A 16,609-nucleotide genomic window follows, 5' to 3' on the forward strand; every position below is an offset into this window, starting at 1 on the left:
TGGCGGACATTAATCTTTAGCGCTCCTGAGATATTGTATTGAACCTTGAGTAGATACAATCGGATCACTCCGTTACCAGTGTGGCCTTTGCAGGCCAATGAGGCTGCTTCTTAACCGATGCAGTGAATTAGGGTGGTACCACGACAACTCTCGTCCCTTACTACGGCAGTAGTATGGGGTTGGGAGTTTTTTTATTGCCCTATAGCGCCCGAATCAGGCATTTCTGCACGCTTTTTCTTTTATGCGACAGCGCGTTACTTCAGTGTTAAGCTAGGATCAGCACTTGTAAGATCAGGTACTGCGGATTACCCTACCGGGCAATCCTTGGCATATATATTAGCTTTCCCATTTGAAGGAGGACAAGAGACCATGTACAAAGTATTAGTATCGGACCCGATCAGCGATTTGGGTATTCAGCAATTGATGGACGCAAGCGATGTGACTGTAGACAAAAAAACAGGACTTAGTGAAGATGAGCTTATTGCAATCATTGGCGAATATGACGGCTTACTCGTTCGCAGCCAGACTACCGTAACGGACAAAATTATCGCAGCCGGTACTAATCTCAAGGTTATCGGCCGTGCCGGAGTGGGCGTAGACAATATCAAGCTGGAGGCAGCCACACAGCGCGGTGTAGTCGTTATTAATGCCCCGGACGGCAATACGATTACAACCTGTGAACATGCTTTTGCCATGATGATGGCCTTGGCCCGCCATATTCCTCAAGCTTATGCCAAGACAATCTCCGGCGTATGGGACAGAAAGACCTTCCTTGGCGTAGAGCTGCGCGGCAAAACACTGGGCGTGCTCGGAATGGGCCGGATCGGCAGCGAAGTGGCGAAACGCGCCAAAGCCTTCGGCATGGACATTCTGGCCTACGATCCGTTCCTCACGGCAGACCGTGCAGAGAAAATGGAAGTGAAGCTGGCCTCGGTGGACGACATTGTGCGCGGAGCAGATTTCATTACCGTTCATACCCCGCTGACCCCGGAGACCCGCCACATGATCTCGCGCCCGCAATTTGAAGTCATGAAAAAAGGCATGCGCATCATCAACTGTGCCCGTGGCGGTATCATTGATGAAATGGCTCTGGTTGAAGCGATTGACAGCGGCATTGTAGCCGGCGCCGCCTTCGATGTATTCGAGAAGGAGCCGCCAGCGGCGGATCATCCGTTCCTTACGCATTCTAAGATCATCGTAACTCCGCATCTGGGTGCCTCCACGATAGAAGCCCAGGAGAATGTGGCTATTGATGTATCGGAGCAGGTGCTCCATATCCTGCGTAATGAGCCGTTCATCAACGCGGTCAACATTCCGCCGGTTGCTCCAAGTGTGATGAACAAGCTGCAACCGTACTTCACGCTCGGCGAGAAGCTGGGCAGCTTCGCTACCCAGCTTACAGACGGAGCAATCCGTGAGATCCATGTCGAATATGCCGGCGATCTCTCGGATGTGGACACCCAGCCATTGACCCGTTATGTCGTTAAAGGTGTTCTCACCCGCCACTTCGCTGGTGATGTGAACATCGTCAACTCCATGCATCTGGCGAAGACCCGTGATGTGAACGTGGTAGTGACTAAGGCTTCCAAAACCAAAGGCTTCACGAATCTCATTACCGTGACGCTCAAGGCTGAGCATGACGAAGAGCGTCTGGTAGCCGGTACCCTGCTGCAGGGCTACGGCGAACGGATTGTACAGGTCAACAAATTCCCGGTGGATATCGCTCCTGAAGGGCATCAGATTGTAATCTCCCATAATGACAAGCCGGGGATTATCGGACTGGTCGGCACTCTGCTCGGGGAGAACAACGTCAATATCGCTTCCATGCAGGTGGGCCGTAAAATCGTCGGGGGAGCAGCCATTATGCTGCTGACCGTTGACAAGGCTGTTCCGAAGGAGGTCCTGGTTAAGCTGGCCGGACTGCCGGAGATCAACACCGCAGAGGAAATCATTCTGCTCTAGAACGCTCTAATATATCTTTTATGTACTATTAAGTAAAACACTCTAAAGGAGTACCGGCAGAAGCCGGTCACCCCTCTAGAGTGTTTTCTTTCTTTTAACCGGAAATGCGGAATGCCGGAACCTTCCGGCCGTCAATATCCGTAAAGCCGTATTTCTCCGCCAGGTCGCCTACTCTCTGGGGAATCCCCGTTATGGTCATCACTTCAGGATCAGCAGCGAGCGCGGCGGCTGCGCGTCCGACATAGGCTGTAGATTCGGTAGTCTGAAGCCCCTCCTTCTCCTGCCAGTGCGCTTCGTCTGTACCGAAGCTCTCCAGGACCAGCTCCGTCCGCATCCAGCCCGGAGACAGGGGAATCACCGCGATGCTATCCGCAGCCAGTTCAATGGATAACCCGTAGGCCATACGCACCAGCGCATTTTTGGACAGATCATAATAGAAGTTCCCCGTGTACTTGTACTCATCCCAGAAGGTGGTATGAAGAATCAGCCCCGTCCCTGCCCTTTGGCTGCGCATCAGCGGGATAGCGTAATAATTGGTCATCAGCTGTGCCCTGACACCTGCAGTGAACATGTTGTCCCAATGCTCAGGAGCCTGCTCCCAGAACGGGTCGTTCAGGATGGGCAGGTTATTACCTCCCCAGACGTTGTTGACCAGAATATCCAGTCTGCCCTGCTCTGCAGCAATCTGTCTGATGGCCGCCTCTGTCTCACCATCCTTCGTATGGTCACAGCGAATCGCTGCACCCGACCCGCCTGAACGCTGAATTTCGTCCAGCACACCTGCAAGAGTCCGCTCGCCAGCCCCCTGGGGTGTGCCGGCATTCCTGCCCGTAATATATACATAGGCGCCTGCTTCGGCCAGTTCCAGCGCGATCCCCCTGCCTGCCCCTCTGCTCCCTCCGGTTACTAGTGCGATTTTGCCCTGAAGATTAGTCATATGATTCGCTCCTCTCACTTGCTTCATTTCGTAATCATTATTAATATATACCTTATATATGACAACAACTGACATATATAATGAATCTATTCAGGAGGCAACCCATGAGAGCTGACCGTTTATTATCTATTCTGCTGCTGTTGCAGAGCCGCGGGAAAATCAGCTCCAGGGAGCTGGCGCAGACTCTGGAGGTATCCGAACGGACGATCTTCCGGGATATGGAGGCCCTTAGCTTCTCCGGCATTCCGGTTCTGGCTGAACGCGGCCGTGAAGGCGGCTGGAAGCTGGCAGAAGGCTACCGGACCTCCCTGACCGGCATGAACCCCAAAGAGATTGCAGCGCTTCTCCTGCCCGCTGATCCGGCGATTCTGCGGGCTCTGGGAATCCAGGAGGAATTCTCCTCGGCTGCCCGCAAGCTGCAGGCTGCCGCTACGAGACAGCTGGTCACTCCCTTCAGCTTCCTCAGCCAGCGGATTCATATCGACGGTGCGGGCTGGCATCCTTGCGGGTACGGTCGCTTCCTCTCTGCGTGAGGCTGCAGCATTATATGATTTCTTACAATAGACCAATTGCACTATTATCCCCTATAATATTACAATACACATCATTATTATTTAGGGGGAACTTACCATTATGGACTGGATGAACAAGCTGCCGTTGAAACAAAAGATTGTTACCGGCTGTTACCTGGTTGCCGCTCTATTCGCTGTCCCGGTGTTAATTACGCTGATTATCATGGACAGGCTGCTCATCGGCATCATTCTCGTGGCGATCCTGGCCGCACTGACTTACCCGCTTGCACGCTTCATTGAGAGAACGCTTACATCTTCGTTCGAGGACATTTCCAATGTGACGCACACGATTGCCAAAGGTGACTTCACCAGCCGTGCCGACGAGAGCGGCTCCATGGGAGACATCAGCCGTTCGTTCAACACCATGATTGATAAATTAAAAAAAATCCTCACCGACGCCTCCCAGATTACCCGCCAGGTGATGGATGCCAGCCGCGGGATTGAAGACAAGAATCAGAACCTGAAGTTTGTAATGGCACAGGTGGCCTCCTCCTCTAATGAGCTGGCACTGGGCGCCAATGAAATCTCAACCGATATCGCCGAGATGACAGAATCCATCAAGGATATTGAAACCAAAGTCTCCAACTATACCAATTCCACCAAAGAAATGAACAAACGCTCCGTACATACGCTGGAATTGGTCGAAAAGGGTCGGCAATCGGTAGATACTCAGGCAGAAGGCATGCGGAAGAATATTCAGGCTACCCAAAAGGTGGCGGATACCATTGAAGCCCTCTCCCAGAATGCCCGCGGGATTACGATGATTACCAAGACGATCACCGAGATTGCGGAACAGACCAATCTATTGTCGCTGAATGCTTCGATTGAAGCAGCCCGTGCAGGCGAGCATGGCCGCGGCTTCGCTGTAGTAGCCCAGGAGGTCCGCAAGCTGGCTGAGGAATCAACCGCTTCGACCAAAGAAGTATTCGGACTGGTCCGCAGCATTGAGGCGGATATCAAGCAGGCCATTGATAACATCGCTATCAACGAAGAGGTTGTTCAGGTACAGAATGAGATGATTACGGAGACGGCCCATATCTTTGCTCAGATCGTACATAGTGTCCAATACATAACCGAGCAGATCTCCTCCTTCTCAGCAGAGAGTGACCTCATGCTGGAGAGCGCACTTAAGATCTCCGGGGCGATTGAGAATATCTCAGCCATTACCCAGGAGACGGCCGCAGGCACGGAAGAGGTATCCGCAGCGATGAATGAACAGATTCACGCCCTGCAATCCGTAGCCGACGAGACGGAGAAGATGACCTCAGCGGTGTTCAATCTGCAAAAAACAATTCATATTTTCAAATTCTAGCATTCCCGAAGAGAGGCACGCCTGCAGAATTTTTTGCGGGAGGTGTCTCTTTTTTCAACAAAATAAAAGATTGTTATGTAATATTCACAAATTGTTGAAATTGTGCATAAGGCCTAAAATACAGCTTTGCACTTCTTTACAATTGATGCTTTATAACCAGATTCCGGCTGTTCATTCGTTTTTCAAGCGTTGTAATTCTTAAGACCTATTGGAGAATACTTCAGCCCTGTAATTCTAAACTATCCATGTCTCTTAGCAGCAATAGACGGATGCAATAAGTCTTTGGACTCAACCCGTACAATTTCAGCGGTTATTGCCTATTTGCATTTTAAGACTTTAGTCTTCCAGACGTACCCATTTTCAAAAGTTTGAAAATCTAAATATTTATCGGTTTTTTGATCTGAATATTCGTCAAATTCCGAGTTTCTTCTCCCAGGGGTTATTGACAAAAGCAGAGCGAGGAATATATTGTAAAGGAAAATTCTCCATTCATTGATTTATAACAACATACCGGGCAAAATTCTCCGAAAGGGAATGACGCAAAGCCATGGATCTACAGTCTCATTTCTATTAGGTGAGATCATGACTGCCAGGTTGCTGAAAAACTGTGAACGCCTGATTTTTGCGTTTTTTATGGTGCTTCGTGCAACAGACCTGTGCTCCTACTTTGAGTACAGGTTTTCTATTGCTGGCATAAACAAATAACAACTTGCGGGGTGGATGTTCTGAAGACAGTTGCAGATTTTATGGCGGAAGCATTACGTAATCTAGGAGTAACCCATTCTTTTGGAATCATAGGCAAATCTATTTGCCCCATCGCTTTGAAACTGGTTGACTATGGTATTGAGTTTATTCCCGGCCGGCATGAGGCGAGCTCGGGTTTTGAAGCCGGCGGTTATGCGCTAAAAACCGGCAGTCTCGGGGTTGCCTTCGGCACCTCCGGTCCGGGCGGAACGAATCTGCTTACCGCAGCAGCACACGCCAAGGCCAATAATCTCCCGGTCCTCTTTATTACCGGGCATCAATCCATTAAGGAGCTAGGCATTCCCCAATGCCAGGACTCCACTTCCTATCTGGCGGATTTGGCTGAAATGTTCAGACCCGCCACCCTCTTCAGCAAGCTGGTTGAACGCGGCGACCATTTCAGCACCATTTTCAATCATGCCCTGTCGATCGCCCTCGGTGACCGCAAAGGCCCCGTCCATCTGTGTATGCCGTTTGATGTCCAGACAGAGCGGCTTGAAGAATGCCGGATTGTTCTGCCGGAACGCAGTAAGCTCGTAAGCTATCAGAACTATGAACGGATTACTTCAGCGATCAATGCTTCAACCAGACCGCTCATCATTGCCGGCAAGGGGGTCAACCGCTCCGGCGCACATCAGGAATTAGTTCAATTCGCCGAGACCTTCAACATTCCTGTGGTTACCTCTCCCGGAGGCAAAGGGGCGATTGCTTATGATCATCCGCTCTACCATGGTCCGGTCGGAGTAGGAGGCTCTACACACGGGGATGAGCTCATGAACAACAGCGATCTGTTTATCGTCATGGGTTCCCGTCTCAGCGATATGACCATCTGTAATCTGAAGCCGGAGAATCACCCGCAGCAGTTAATCCAGTTCGATGTAGATCCGACCTTTGTCGGCAAAATCCTCACCTCACCGACCCTCGCTGTCGGCGGGGATGTACGGGACAACCTGGCGCTATATCTTCAGCTGGTGGACCCCTCAGCGGTAACCAGACATGAATTAGCGGTTCCTAACGATTACAATGATGAGCTGCCCGTGCTGACAGGACTCTCGCTGGCTTCGGTATTGAGCACGATGAGCGATTTGATTCCTTACAACAGCAGCGTGTTTGTTGATGACGGCAGCCATGGCTTCAATGCTGTGAAATGGTTCAATGTGAAGAAGCCCGGCAGTTTTATCTTCGATGCCTACTTTGCCTGTATGGGCAACTCCATTGGCATGGCGATCGGTGCCAAGGTTGCCGCTCCGGAGGAGACAGTCTTCTGCATTACCGGGGACGGCTGTTTTATGATGCTCGGAACTGAAATAAACACAGCTGTTTGCAAGGACATTCCGGTTATTTTCATCGTTGTGAACAATATGCAGTTGGATATGGCCCTCAAAGGGATGGAGAAAACAACCGGCAGAATTGATGGTACGATCTTCGAGGTCCCGGTAGATGCCGTGAAGTTCGCCGAGTCTCTTGGTGCAGCCGGCTTCCGCTGTGAGACTCAGGTCGAGTTCGCCGCTGCGATTAGCGAGGCTGTCGCCCTTAACCGGGTAGCCGTGATCGAGCTGCTGACCGACCGTGATGAAATGCCTCCTACGGCCCATCGCACACTGGATCTCACATAAGCCGTAGTATCATACAGAAGTCCTTAACTTACTATCAGGAGGCAGACGCGTGAACAAGAACATGAACAGCGGACTTGAACATTTCTCTAATCTTTCAGGGGATTATGGGGCCAAAGCCCTAGCACCAATCAAAGAGCATTTTCCGGAATTAGCCGAGTATATCATGGGCAATGCCTATGGTGATATTTTTCAGCGGACCACTATCGGATCGGATTGGAAAGAGATTGCTGTGATCTCTTCGCTGATTACGATGGGTCAGTATGAACAGCTCGGAGTGCATTATGTAATGGCGCTGCGGGTAGGCATGACCGTTGAGCAGATCAAAGGCGTGCTGCTTCATCTCGTCCCTTGTGTGGGGGCTCCACGGGTGATTTCAGCCTTCAATGTCCTGCTGGAGACCCTGGAGGAAGTGAGATAATCATCTGCACGATTTTACAAATTTCGACTTTCAGGTTGCACATTTAAGAATTATCTGGCAATGTTTTTAGGGTATCACCACTTACAATTAGGGAGAGATAAACAACATGGGACAATTTATTTTGAAGACTGACACTGCGAAGAAAGTAATCAATATCGAGCTGGAGGGAACCTTTTCTAACGAGGACGGGCTCAAATCCATACAGGCTTACCAGCAGACCATCAACCCGATTACCCCTGCTGAATATGCACTGGATATCGACTGCCGCAAGCTGAATGTAACCGCACCTGATGTTGTGCCGCTGCTTGAAGGCTGCTTCATCATGTTCAAGTCTGACGGCTTCCAGAAAGTAAGTCTTACACTGGAGAACAACCCGATCCTCAAAATGCAGCTGGCACGCCTGGGCCGCAAAGCGGGACTCGAAAACCTGGAAATCACTTCGACGACACAAGCTTGATTAACTAACTTGATTAACTAAAATTAAACCAAAATCAGCAGCTTGAAACGCATGACTTGGTTCATAACAGCAACTTCATGAGAAGTATCGCTAACCATACTTTTAGGAGGTTTACTATGGCAGGGATTCGCATTAAGGATATTGATATCTACCATCCAGGCAAAAGAATCGGCAATGATTTTTTCATTCAGCATTTTGACTACAAGGGTATTGATATCCGTGGACTGCTGGCTACTCTGGGCCGTGAGAACCGCTACAGCATCGACAGCCCGGATGAGAACTCCCTGACTATGGCTTTTGAAGCCGCGAGCAATGTTCTGGAGAAGACCGGACTTACCGGTCCTGATATTGATCTGATCGCTTACGCAAGCCAGACTCCTGAATATATATTCCCGACGAACTCATTGATGATTCACCGCTTAATTAACGGAGCTTCGCATACGATCTGTATTGACAGCAATGCCAACTGTGCAGGAATGACCGCTTCAGTTGAACAGGTCAGCCGCCAGATGATGGCGAACCCAAGAATCCGCCGCGCCCTGGTCATCGGCTCTGATTACGTTGCACCTCATGCCAATAAGAATGATCCGGTCTATTATGCGAACTTCGGTGATGCTGCTGCCGCGCTCATTCTGGAACGCGATGAGAATGCGGTGGGCTTCATTGACTCCATCTACCAGACGGACACCTGTGTGTACGGTAACTCTCTTTTCCCGGCAGAAGGCTTGGCACAGCTTGGGCGCACCGGTGTCGCTGCAGGAGAGTTCAACGTGAAGTTCATTCCGTTCGATGATTCCATCTGTGTGGACGCCGCTTCTGAATCCATCAACACCTTGCTTAGTAATAACGGAATCGCTCCTGAGTCGGTCAAGGCAGCCTGCTTCTCACAGCTGTCCCTCCCGAACATCAAGGCGGTCTCCGGCAAAACCGGCATTAACCCGGAGGCAGCAGTCTACATCGGCGATGAATTCGGCTACACCTCAACCAGCAGCCCGTTCATTGCCCTCCACAGAGCCGTCACCACCGGACAGCTTGAACGCGGAGACAAGGTCCTCTTCTGGACGGTAGGCGCGGGCTGGCAGAATGTCGCGTTCGTAATGGTGTACTAATCTTCTTCTAATTGAGATATGCAAACGGCCCGCAGCAGATTTCTGCCAGCGGGCCATTTGTGTTAGAGGGTACATTATGATTATCTTGCGTCTGCTTCAGGCTCCGTCCTGCTGCTTGCCTGCGTGCTTCTCCCAGCCCATAGTACGCGATACAGCATCCTGCCAGGCGTTGTAGCGGCGTTCGCGCTCTTCCGGCTCCATCTGCGGTGAGAACACCTTCTCGGCCTTGTTGAAGCTCTCCAGCTGCTCACGGGTCCAGACCCCCGAGGTCAGTCCGGCCAGCAGTGCGGCGCCAAGGGCTGTAGTCTCCGAATAGGTAGTACGTGTCACATCGCTGCCAAGAATATCTGCCTGGAACTGCATGAGCAGATTGTTGCGTACCGCACCGCCGTCCACTCTCAGGCCGGTGAGGGGCATCCCTGCATCCTTTTCCATCGCTCCGATCACATCACGGGACTGGAAGGCCAGCGATTCCAGCGTCGCCCGCACCAGATGTCCGGACGTTGTGCCCCGCGTCAAACCGAAGATCGCCCCCCGAGCGTACATATCCCAATAAGGCGCGCCCAGTCCGGTAAAGGCCGGCACCACCACAACCCCTTCGCTCTCCTCCACCTCACTGGCCTTCTCCTCCGAGTCTGCGGGAGCAACGATGAGCCCGAGCCCCTCCTGCAGCCACTGCACTGCCGCTCCAGCCACAAACACACTGCCTTCCAGCGCGTAATAGAGCTCATCACCCATGCCCCAGGCTATCGTGGTCAACAGACCGTGGCTGGACGCAACGGCTTCCGTCCCTGTATTCATCAGGATGAAGCAGCCCGTTCCATAAGTATTCTTGGCGCTGCCGGCTTCTAAGCAGGTATGTCCAAACAGCGCCGCCTGCTGATCGCCCAGCACAGACCGGATGGGGATCTCCAGGCCGAACCACTGCTTATCACATGCTCCAAAGTCTCCGCCGGACATCCTTACCTCCGGCAGAATGGAGCGCGGAATGCGCAGCGCATCCATCAGCCCTTCATCCCATTTGCGCTCATGCAGGTTGTACAGCATAGTCCGTGAAGCATTGGTAACGTCTGTCGCGTGTACAGTGCCTCCGGTTAGCTTCCAGATCAGCCACGTGTCTATCGTTCCCGCCAGCAGTTCCCCTTTAGCCGCCCGGTCTCTTGCCCCTGGTACATGGTCCAGAATCCACGCCAGCTTGGTCGCCGAGAAATACGCGTCGATGACAAGCCCCGTCTTGTCCGCAATCACTCCGGCCATTCCCCGGGACTTCAGCTCCTCACATTGCTCTGCAGTCCGCCGGTCCTGCCAGACAATCGCCGGATAGATCGGTTCTCCTGTCACTCTGTCCCAGATCAGCGCAGTCTCCCGCTGGTTGGTAATCCCGATAGCCGTAATCTGTTCAGCCGGTGCAGAGCTTGCTTCAATGGCGTCTCTGGCTGCAGCAAGCTGACTCTCCCAGATTTGCTCCGGGTCATGCTCAACCCAGCCCGGACGGGGGAAGGACTGCTTAATCTCATATTGCCCCTGCGAGACTGTTTCCGCCTCTTCATTGAAGAGAATCGCCCGTGAGCTGGTGGTACCTTGGTCTAAGGATAAGATCATAATGCCCAGCCTCCTGCAAGCCTTAGCTTGAAATATATGTTCCACGATGAACAAGATTAATGTAGTGGTTTCAACAAAAAGCACCTCTGCTCTCAGAGGCGCTGTCATGCATGGTCTCAGTTTACTGTTTTTCGACAGGAAGCCGCAGGGTAAATGTCGTGCCTTCTCCAAGCTTGCTGGAGGCGTAAATACTGCCGCGATGCGATTCGACGATATTCTTCACAATGGCAAGTCCAAGCCCGGTACCGCCCGTCTCCCCGCGCAGGCGGGCTTTGTCGGCTTTGTAGAACCTTTCGAAGATAAACGGCAGATCCTCGGGGTTAATGCCTGCCCCCTGGTCTCTGATCTGTATCTCTACATAACTCCGGCCTTCCAGCGTAGCAGTGTCCGCAAGGATGGAGATCCTCCGGTCCGCCGGGGTATGGCGGAAGGCATTATCCAGCAGATTGGTCAGCACCTGCTCCAGCTTGTCTTCGTCAGCAGCCTTAAGGAGCAGCTCCCGTTCAGGTAACTTCAGTTCAAGCATAATATCCCTTTCCTTGGCCCGGACCGAGAACTTGCGGTACACCCGTTCCAGCAATTCTCCCACATCCACCTGTGCCTTCAGAATGTCGGTATGTCCCGCTTCCATGCGGGCCAGATCCAGCAGATCCTTAACCAGACGTCCCATACGCAACGATTCATCGTGAATGACCTGAACCAGCTCGCTGCTCTCCTCCGGAGAGGAGGCCATTCCGTCCAGCAGCGCTTCGCTGTAGCCCTGCATCATGGAGAGCGGAGTGCGGATCTCATGCGATACATTGGCAACGAAATCGCGCCGCATCTTCTCCAGACGCACCTCCTCTGTCACATCACGCAGAACAGCAACGGCACCGCGCAGATTATCTTCGGAATAGAGCGGCGCCATGTGCACAGACCATACCCCTTGCCGGACATGGATATTGGAGCGCTCATCGCCCCCGCCCCTCAGTGTGCTGAAGAACAGCGGACGCAGCGGCGGCGGCACCTCACTCGAGGCGGCGCCCGGCGGCAATAGCCCGCTCTCCTCTTCCTGCTCCCAGGCAAGATCACTCCAGGTTTCCAGCAGGGTCTGTCCATGAGGATTGGTAAGAATGATCCGTCCTTCAATATCAAAGGTGATCACCGCATCGCTCATGCTGCGCAGGACACTGGATAAATGGCCTTTCTCGTTATTCAGACTGCGTATATTCTCTTCCAGCTCTGCAGCCATGTGGTTAAATGAGGTGGCCAGCTGGCCGATCTCATCGCTTGTAACCAGTGTCAGTCTGGTTCCGTATTCGCCGCGGCGGATATCGTTAGCAGCTTCAATGACTTGCTGCATCGGCTGTGTGATCTTCGTAAACAGGAATAATGCAAAGAAGGTCGTTAATGAAAACCCGATCATGCAGGTATACATGAACAATCGCTTAATCGCCCCGGAATTGGTGAAATTACTGTCGATATAAGGCAGCAGAAACAGCCCGAGTGTTATGAGCACGACAGCAACCAGACAGATGATCGTGATCCACAGCTTACCGACAAGGCTTCTCCAGAAGTTCACTTATTTAGGCACCTCAAGCTTATAGCCGACTCCCCATACCGTTGTGATCATAGCTGCCGATTCCGGGGATACCTTATTTAGTTTTTCGCGGAGACGCTTGACATGGGTATCCACGGTACGCAGATCTCCGAAGAACTCATAATTCCATACATCCTTAAGCAGTTCCTCACGCGAAAATACCTTGTCCGGTGAGATAGCCAGGTAATGCAGCAGCTCATATTCCTTGGGAGTCAGACTTACCTCCTGGCCGCCTGCGCTTACGCGGTGGGCATCATGCTCAATAATCAGGAACGGGAACACGATATTGTTGCTGGAATTGCTCTCTTTGGACAGAAATGCGGTTGCGGAAGAACGGCGCATAATCGCCTTGACCCGGTAGATCACTTCGCGCGGACTGAATGGCTTGACGACATAGTCATCTGCCCCCATCTCAAAGCCCTGTACCCGGTTAATCTCTTCACCCTTGGCTGTAAGCATCAGGACAGGGGTAGACTTCACCCCTCTGAGTCTGGTCAGCACTTCAATCCCGTCGATGCCCGGCAGCATGACATCCAGCAGAATCAGACCATAATCGTTCGCGGTTGCTTTGCGCAGGGCGATCTCCCCGTCTTCCGCCTCATCAATCTCATAGCCTTCTTTTTCAAGATACATTTTGAGCAGGCGGCGGATACGTTCTTCGTCATCCACCACCAGAATTCTATTCAAGTGCTCAGCCATTTACACAACAACCCCTTCATCAAATACAGTAGAACGTCACCCTGGATCATACGCGTGCCCGGAGAAGCAAAGGCTCATCAGTCCGTTCCCGCATATGAATGAAGTCCGGCAATCACCAGATTAACACCGACCAGGGTAAACATTACGATTAGAAAGCCGAGTACAGCGAGCCAGGCAGACTTGCGCCCCTGCCATCCGCGGGCCAGCCGCAAATGGAGATAAGCACTGTAGAACAGCCAGGTGACGAGTGCCCAGACCTCCTTGGGGTCCCAGCCCCAGAATCTGCCCCAAGCCACTTGCGCCCATATCATTGCAAAAATCAAAGCCCCCAGGGTGAAAATCGGAAACCCGATGGCTATCGCCCTGTAGGTAATTTCATCAAGATCATTCTCATCAATTCCATCAAGTACCGGATGAATGGCCTTGCCGAGCGGCTTACGCACGGCCAGCCGAAGAATACCATAGAGAAGCAACCCGGACAGCAGTGACCAGATCACGGTATTGAACTTGCGTCCTGCATTGACGCCGTTCATCCAGGAGGGCGCTTCAAACAAAGGCTTCTGCAACCCCAGAAACGGCTGGAAGCTCTCAATTTCACTATGGTAAGGTGCCACAATCGGCGGCATTTTATAACTCACTTTCTCTATTGTACTATCTTCCTGCCCGGGGCTGTCAATCGTTACGTTCGTACGGACAAAAATAGATTCATAGCCCGCACCGCGGAAGGCAAAAACAGATCCAAGAAACCCAATTATAACAATGATCGAGAACAGAGTAAATTCGATCAGCCGCTGCTGCTTGCGGTCACTGCGTTCCTTGCTGTCGAAATTCACAGTCCGCAGAAGGTACATCAGCCCGGCCGCGAAGCCGACAGCGAAGAAGGACTCCCCGAGCGCGGCAAGCGTGACATGAATATTCAGATAGATCGACTTGAGCGAAGGAATGAGCGGCTGCACTTCCTGTGGGAATACCGCCGCATAGGCCATCACAATAATCGAGATTGGAACCGCGAATACCCCGAGGATAATTTTGCGGTAGATCGCGAAGATCACAGTGAAGGCAACCATCACCATCATTGATAAAAAGGTCATGAACTCATACATATTACTTACCGGAATATGTCCGGCACCCATCCAGCGGGTAATGAAGTAAGCCATATGGCACAGCAGCCCGAGCGAGGAGGCGATAAAAGCAATTCTTCCCCACCTTGCGGTATGCTCCTCCGGCTTCCTGCCCGACCATCTGCGGCCCATGATAGCAATGGTGAACAACATGAAGGCACCGCTGTATAAGAAGAATGCGGCTATAAAGACGTCACTGCTGAAATCGAGTAAGCTCATGCCAGGCCTCCTCCGTTGTCCAATGATTTTTCATCGACTGTCATGTCTACCTTCTCCAGAATGGAAACGAGCTCACGGCGGAAGCCGAACCAGTTCTTGTTCGTATGGCCTCCCAGCACCAGTCGCCCGCCTTCAACGATCAGCCAGATACGTCTATGCTGCCAATAGAAGCCAAGAATCAGCCCCAGCATGACAATCCCCGCACCGATCCAGACAAAAGGCATAGCCCGGTCCACCCGCACATTGAGATAGGTCGTGGATTCCGAGAAATCAACATCACTCATGCTGCCGACCTCAAGCTCCAGGAACCGCGTACTGCCTCCAAGCTTGTCGTTGATAGCAGCCTGCTGGAATTGCTCCTTGTCTATCTGTTTCGGGAAATAGAAGTACTGTTGCCCTCCCGCCGGCAGTTCAGGCCCGCTTATAAGAAACAGAAACGCCGGAGCATTCGGATAAGGCGATTTGGATACCGGACGGCCTTCGTCATTCAATCCGAAATCCATATATTTCTCCTTAAGCTCAAGGGTATACGGTCCGGCCTTGAAGCTGCGCTCCGGGTTCTTCATATCCAGCTTGAACTTGCCATAGCTCTCTCCGGTCGCCTTATTCACCAGATAAGGCTGCACTGAACGCAGCACAGGCGTCAGATCATAGTCAAACTGATACGCTTTCAATCCTTTATAGCTGAGCGGAGAATTCACCTGAATATCATGCCTGGCCACTTCCGCAAGCTGTGGCTCCTTGGAGGGGTCGCCGCAATCAGCAGTACATTCATAGAGAACCGCCTTCGTCTCGTAGAGCTTCGGGAGAACCTTCCTGTCCCGGAATTCTTCGGGCATCTCTTCTGCGGTATAGAATTCTGCAGTGAACTTCTCATTCTTAAGGTACAGGCTGGTATCCGGTATCCTCACCGTCTCTCCCTGCGGAAAGGCAAGATGCTGGTCCATATTCAGTCCGGGAAGTCCCCTAGCAAGCACTGCGAGTAAAAAAATAATCAGGCCAATATGTATTACATAAGGTCCCCAGCGGCTGAAACGGTGTTTCTCGGCCAGTAAAGCGCCGCCATCCGTCCGGACGCGGTACCCTTTCTTCCTGAGCGGCTGCACTATTCGTGCCACCCATTCCTCCGGCTCCTGCTCAACCTCTGTACTCAGCGTCAGCTTTTGACGGGTCAGGAATTGGCGGTGCTTGCGGATCTTTTGCCGGGTTAAGGCCTTGTAGAGCGGAAGCACGCGGTCCAAGCTGCAAATGACCAGAGAAGCTCCGATCATGACAAGCAGGGTCACGAACCACCAGGATTCATAGGTATGCGAAAGGCCGAGTCTATAATATATATTCCCGGCTGTTCCATACTTTTCTTGATAATAGGTTGAAGCGTCAATATTCAGAAAGGTGCTCTCTTGCGGAAAAATCGTACCGAGCATCGCACCCAGCAGCGTCAGCACGATCAGGTAGATGGCTATTTTGACTGATGAAAAAAAGTTCCAGACCTTATCAATTACCCCCGGACTTACACGCTGGGAACGGCGGGCAACCCCATCGTAGCGCATCTCCAGGTTTTCGGAGGAATTCCATTCCTTCTCGTCCAGCGGCTTGCCGCAGGCTTCACAGAGAACAGTCCCAACAGGATTCTGATGACCGCATTCGCATTTGGTGTTACTGATCAGCGGCACATGCTCCTTCATCGTCCCACCAGCTTTCCGATTTGCTCCTCAAGCGAACTCAGATCCAGCTGGCCGATATGAATATTGTCCACCTTGCCCTTCGTATTAATGAAGAAGGTGGTGGGCAGCGGCGAAATCCCGTAGCTGCGGACAGCATCACGATTCTTATCCATCACAACCGGAAAATCAATGTCCACGAGCTTCACGAAATTGTCCACTGTCATCTGATCCTCGCCTACATTAACGCCTAATACCACTACGCCCTGATCTTTCCACTTCTCCCATTGTGCCTGCAGGGCAGGCATTTCCTTCACGCAGGGAGCACACCAGGAACCCCAGAAGTTAAGCACCACTGACTTCCCTTTGTATTCCTCCAGCGTATGGGTCTTGCCGTCCAGTCCGAGCAGTTCAAAGTTTGGCGCTTTTCCGCCTTCCTTGGGTTTGCCGTCCCCCCCGAACACCGAGGAGCTGATCGCATAACCCCCAAGCAGAACAATTAACAATAGTATCACGATTTGGATTGGCTTCCTGGCTTTGCCCATACAAGGGTGCCCCCTTCTGTGACGCAACTCATTACTTTAGTTGTCAGGTGTGAACA

The 16,609-nt window shown here is 52.0% G+C and carries 14 protein-coding genes, 1 riboswitch and 1 other annotated feature (1 of these 16 cut by a window edge); of the genes, 7 read left to right on the forward strand and 7 right to left on the reverse strand.

The window, feature by feature from the left end; all coding sequences use genetic code 11:
- Nucleotides 1-161: a binding site (T-box leader), on the forward strand; it begins 66 nt to the left of the window's first position.
- Nucleotides 162-369: 208 nt separating this feature from the next.
- A complete protein-coding gene (gene serA, locus KDC22_RS21065; RefSeq protein WP_211720219.1) occupies nt 370-1,962 on the forward strand; it encodes a phosphoglycerate dehydrogenase in 1,593 nt (530 codons plus the stop codon).
- A 94-nt stretch (nt 1,963-2,056) separates the two neighbouring features.
- Here serA and KDC22_RS21070 read toward each other — a convergent pair whose 3' ends face one another.
- Nucleotides 2,057-2,899: an SDR family NAD(P)-dependent oxidoreductase gene (locus KDC22_RS21070; RefSeq protein ID WP_211720220.1), complete on the reverse strand. Its 843-nt coding sequence runs from the start codon at nt 2,897-2,899 to the stop codon at nt 2,057-2,059.
- Nucleotides 2,900-3,003: 104 nt separating this feature from the next.
- Here KDC22_RS21070 and KDC22_RS21075 point away from each other — a divergent pair, with 104 nt between their 5' ends.
- The 6 genes from KDC22_RS21075 to KDC22_RS21100 all read left to right on the forward strand — a co-directional run bounded on the left by KDC22_RS21075 (nt 3,004) and on the right by KDC22_RS21100 (nt 9,127).
- The gene (locus KDC22_RS21075; protein WP_211720221.1) at nt 3,004-3,432 is read left to right on the forward strand and encodes a helix-turn-helix transcriptional regulator; all 429 of its coding nucleotides are present in this window, start codon (nt 3,004-3,006) and stop codon (nt 3,430-3,432) included.
- Nucleotides 3,433-3,532: 100 nt separating this feature from the next.
- Nucleotides 3,533-4,783: a methyl-accepting chemotaxis protein gene (locus KDC22_RS21080; RefSeq protein WP_211720222.1), complete on the forward strand. Its 1,251-nt coding sequence runs from the start codon at nt 3,533-3,535 to the stop codon at nt 4,781-4,783.
- Between the two features lie 503 nt (nt 4,784-5,286).
- Nucleotides 5,287-5,385: riboswitch (cyclic di-GMP riboswitch) on the forward strand.
- Between the two features lie 114 nt (nt 5,386-5,499).
- The gene (locus KDC22_RS21085) at nt 5,500-7,143 is read left to right on the forward strand and encodes a thiamine pyrophosphate-binding protein (protein WP_211720223.1); all 1,644 of its coding nucleotides are present in this window, start codon (nt 5,500-5,502) and stop codon (nt 7,141-7,143) included.
- 49 nt (nt 7,144-7,192) lie between these two features.
- Nucleotides 7,193-7,561 carry a carboxymuconolactone decarboxylase family protein gene (locus KDC22_RS21090; RefSeq protein ID WP_211720224.1) on the forward strand — a complete coding sequence of 123 codons (369 nt, stop codon included), beginning with the start codon at nt 7,193-7,195 and terminating at the stop codon, nt 7,559-7,561.
- Nucleotides 7,562-7,667: 106 nt separating this feature from the next.
- On the forward strand, nt 7,668-8,018 hold the full coding sequence (locus KDC22_RS21095) for a hypothetical protein (protein ID WP_173129213.1): 351 nt from the start codon (nt 7,668-7,670) through the stop codon (nt 8,016-8,018).
- A 116-nt stretch (nt 8,019-8,134) separates the two neighbouring features.
- Nucleotides 8,135-9,127 carry a 3-oxoacyl-[acyl-carrier-protein] synthase III C-terminal domain-containing protein gene (locus KDC22_RS21100; RefSeq protein WP_211720225.1) on the forward strand — a complete coding sequence of 331 codons (993 nt, stop codon included), beginning with the start codon at nt 8,135-8,137 and terminating at the stop codon, nt 9,125-9,127.
- Between the two features lie 96 nt (nt 9,128-9,223).
- Here the strand turns inward: KDC22_RS21100 and glpK are convergent, their stop codons facing one another.
- The 6 genes from glpK to resA form a co-directional block, all read right to left on the reverse strand.
- Nucleotides 9,224-10,729: a glycerol kinase GlpK gene (gene glpK, locus KDC22_RS21105; protein WP_211720226.1), complete on the reverse strand. Its 1,506-nt coding sequence runs from the start codon at nt 10,727-10,729 to the stop codon at nt 9,224-9,226.
- Nucleotides 10,730-10,850: 121 nt separating this feature from the next.
- Entirely contained in the window at nt 10,851-12,290 is a 1,440-nt protein-coding gene (locus KDC22_RS21110; RefSeq protein ID WP_173129222.1) for a HAMP domain-containing sensor histidine kinase, read from the reverse strand.
- Nucleotides 12,291-13,007, reverse strand: coding sequence for a response regulator transcription factor (locus KDC22_RS21115; RefSeq protein ID WP_036727360.1), 717 nt, complete (start codon nt 13,005-13,007; stop codon nt 12,291-12,293). It abuts the gene before it with no gap.
- Nucleotides 13,008-13,084: 77 nt separating this feature from the next.
- Entirely contained in the window at nt 13,085-14,347 is a 1,263-nt protein-coding gene (gene ccsA, locus KDC22_RS21120; protein ID WP_173129225.1) for a cytochrome c biogenesis protein CcsA, read from the reverse strand.
- On the reverse strand, nt 14,344-16,032 hold the full coding sequence (resB, locus tag KDC22_RS21125) for a cytochrome c biogenesis protein ResB (protein WP_246552806.1): 1,689 nt from the start codon (nt 16,030-16,032) through the stop codon (nt 14,344-14,346). Before resB ends, ccsA begins: the two co-directional genes overlap by 4 nt.
- Nucleotides 16,029-16,553, reverse strand: coding sequence for a thiol-disulfide oxidoreductase ResA (gene resA / locus KDC22_RS21130; protein ID WP_173129228.1), 525 nt, complete (start codon nt 16,551-16,553; stop codon nt 16,029-16,031). Before resA ends, resB begins: the two co-directional genes overlap by 4 nt.
- Nucleotides 16,554-16,609: the final 56 nt, after the last annotated feature.

The sequence above is a fragment of the Paenibacillus tritici genome, assembly GCF_018207515.1.
Taxonomy (GTDB): domain Bacteria; phylum Bacillota; class Bacilli; order Paenibacillales; family Paenibacillaceae; genus Paenibacillus_AQ; species Paenibacillus_AQ tritici.

What these genes read in the sequence shown, in the direction of transcription:
- KDC22_RS21075 (WP_211720221.1), top strand. Translation starts at nt 3,004, where the DNA reads ATGAGAGCTGACCGTTTATTATCTATTCTGCTGCTGTTGCAGAGCCGC.
- KDC22_RS21115 (WP_036727360.1), bottom strand. Translation starts at nt 13,007, where the DNA reads ATGGCTGAGCACTTGAATAGAATTCTGGTGGTGGATGACGAAGAACGT.
- KDC22_RS21095 (WP_173129213.1), top strand. Translation starts at nt 7,668, where the DNA reads ATGGGACAATTTATTTTGAAGACTGACACTGCGAAGAAAGTAATCAAT.
- KDC22_RS21070 (WP_211720220.1), bottom strand. Translation starts at nt 2,899, where the DNA reads ATGACTAATCTTCAGGGCAAAATCGCACTAGTAACCGGAGGGAGCAGA.
- serA (WP_211720219.1), top strand. Translation starts at nt 370, where the DNA reads ATGTACAAAGTATTAGTATCGGACCCGATCAGCGATTTGGGTATTCAG.
- KDC22_RS21100 (WP_211720225.1), top strand. Translation starts at nt 8,135, where the DNA reads ATGGCAGGGATTCGCATTAAGGATATTGATATCTACCATCCAGGCAAA.
- KDC22_RS21080 (WP_211720222.1), top strand. Translation starts at nt 3,533, where the DNA reads ATGGACTGGATGAACAAGCTGCCGTTGAAACAAAAGATTGTTACCGGC.
- resB (WP_246552806.1), bottom strand. Translation starts at nt 16,032, where the DNA reads ATGAAGGAGCATGTGCCGCTGATCAGTAACACCAAATGCGAATGCGGT.
- resA (WP_173129228.1), bottom strand. Translation starts at nt 16,553, where the DNA reads ATGGGCAAAGCCAGGAAGCCAATCCAAATCGTGATACTATTGTTAATT.
- glpK (WP_211720226.1), bottom strand. Translation starts at nt 10,729, where the DNA reads ATGATCTTATCCTTAGACCAAGGTACCACCAGCTCACGGGCGATTCTC.
- ccsA (WP_173129225.1), bottom strand. Translation starts at nt 14,347, where the DNA reads ATGAGCTTACTCGATTTCAGCAGTGACGTCTTTATAGCCGCATTCTTC.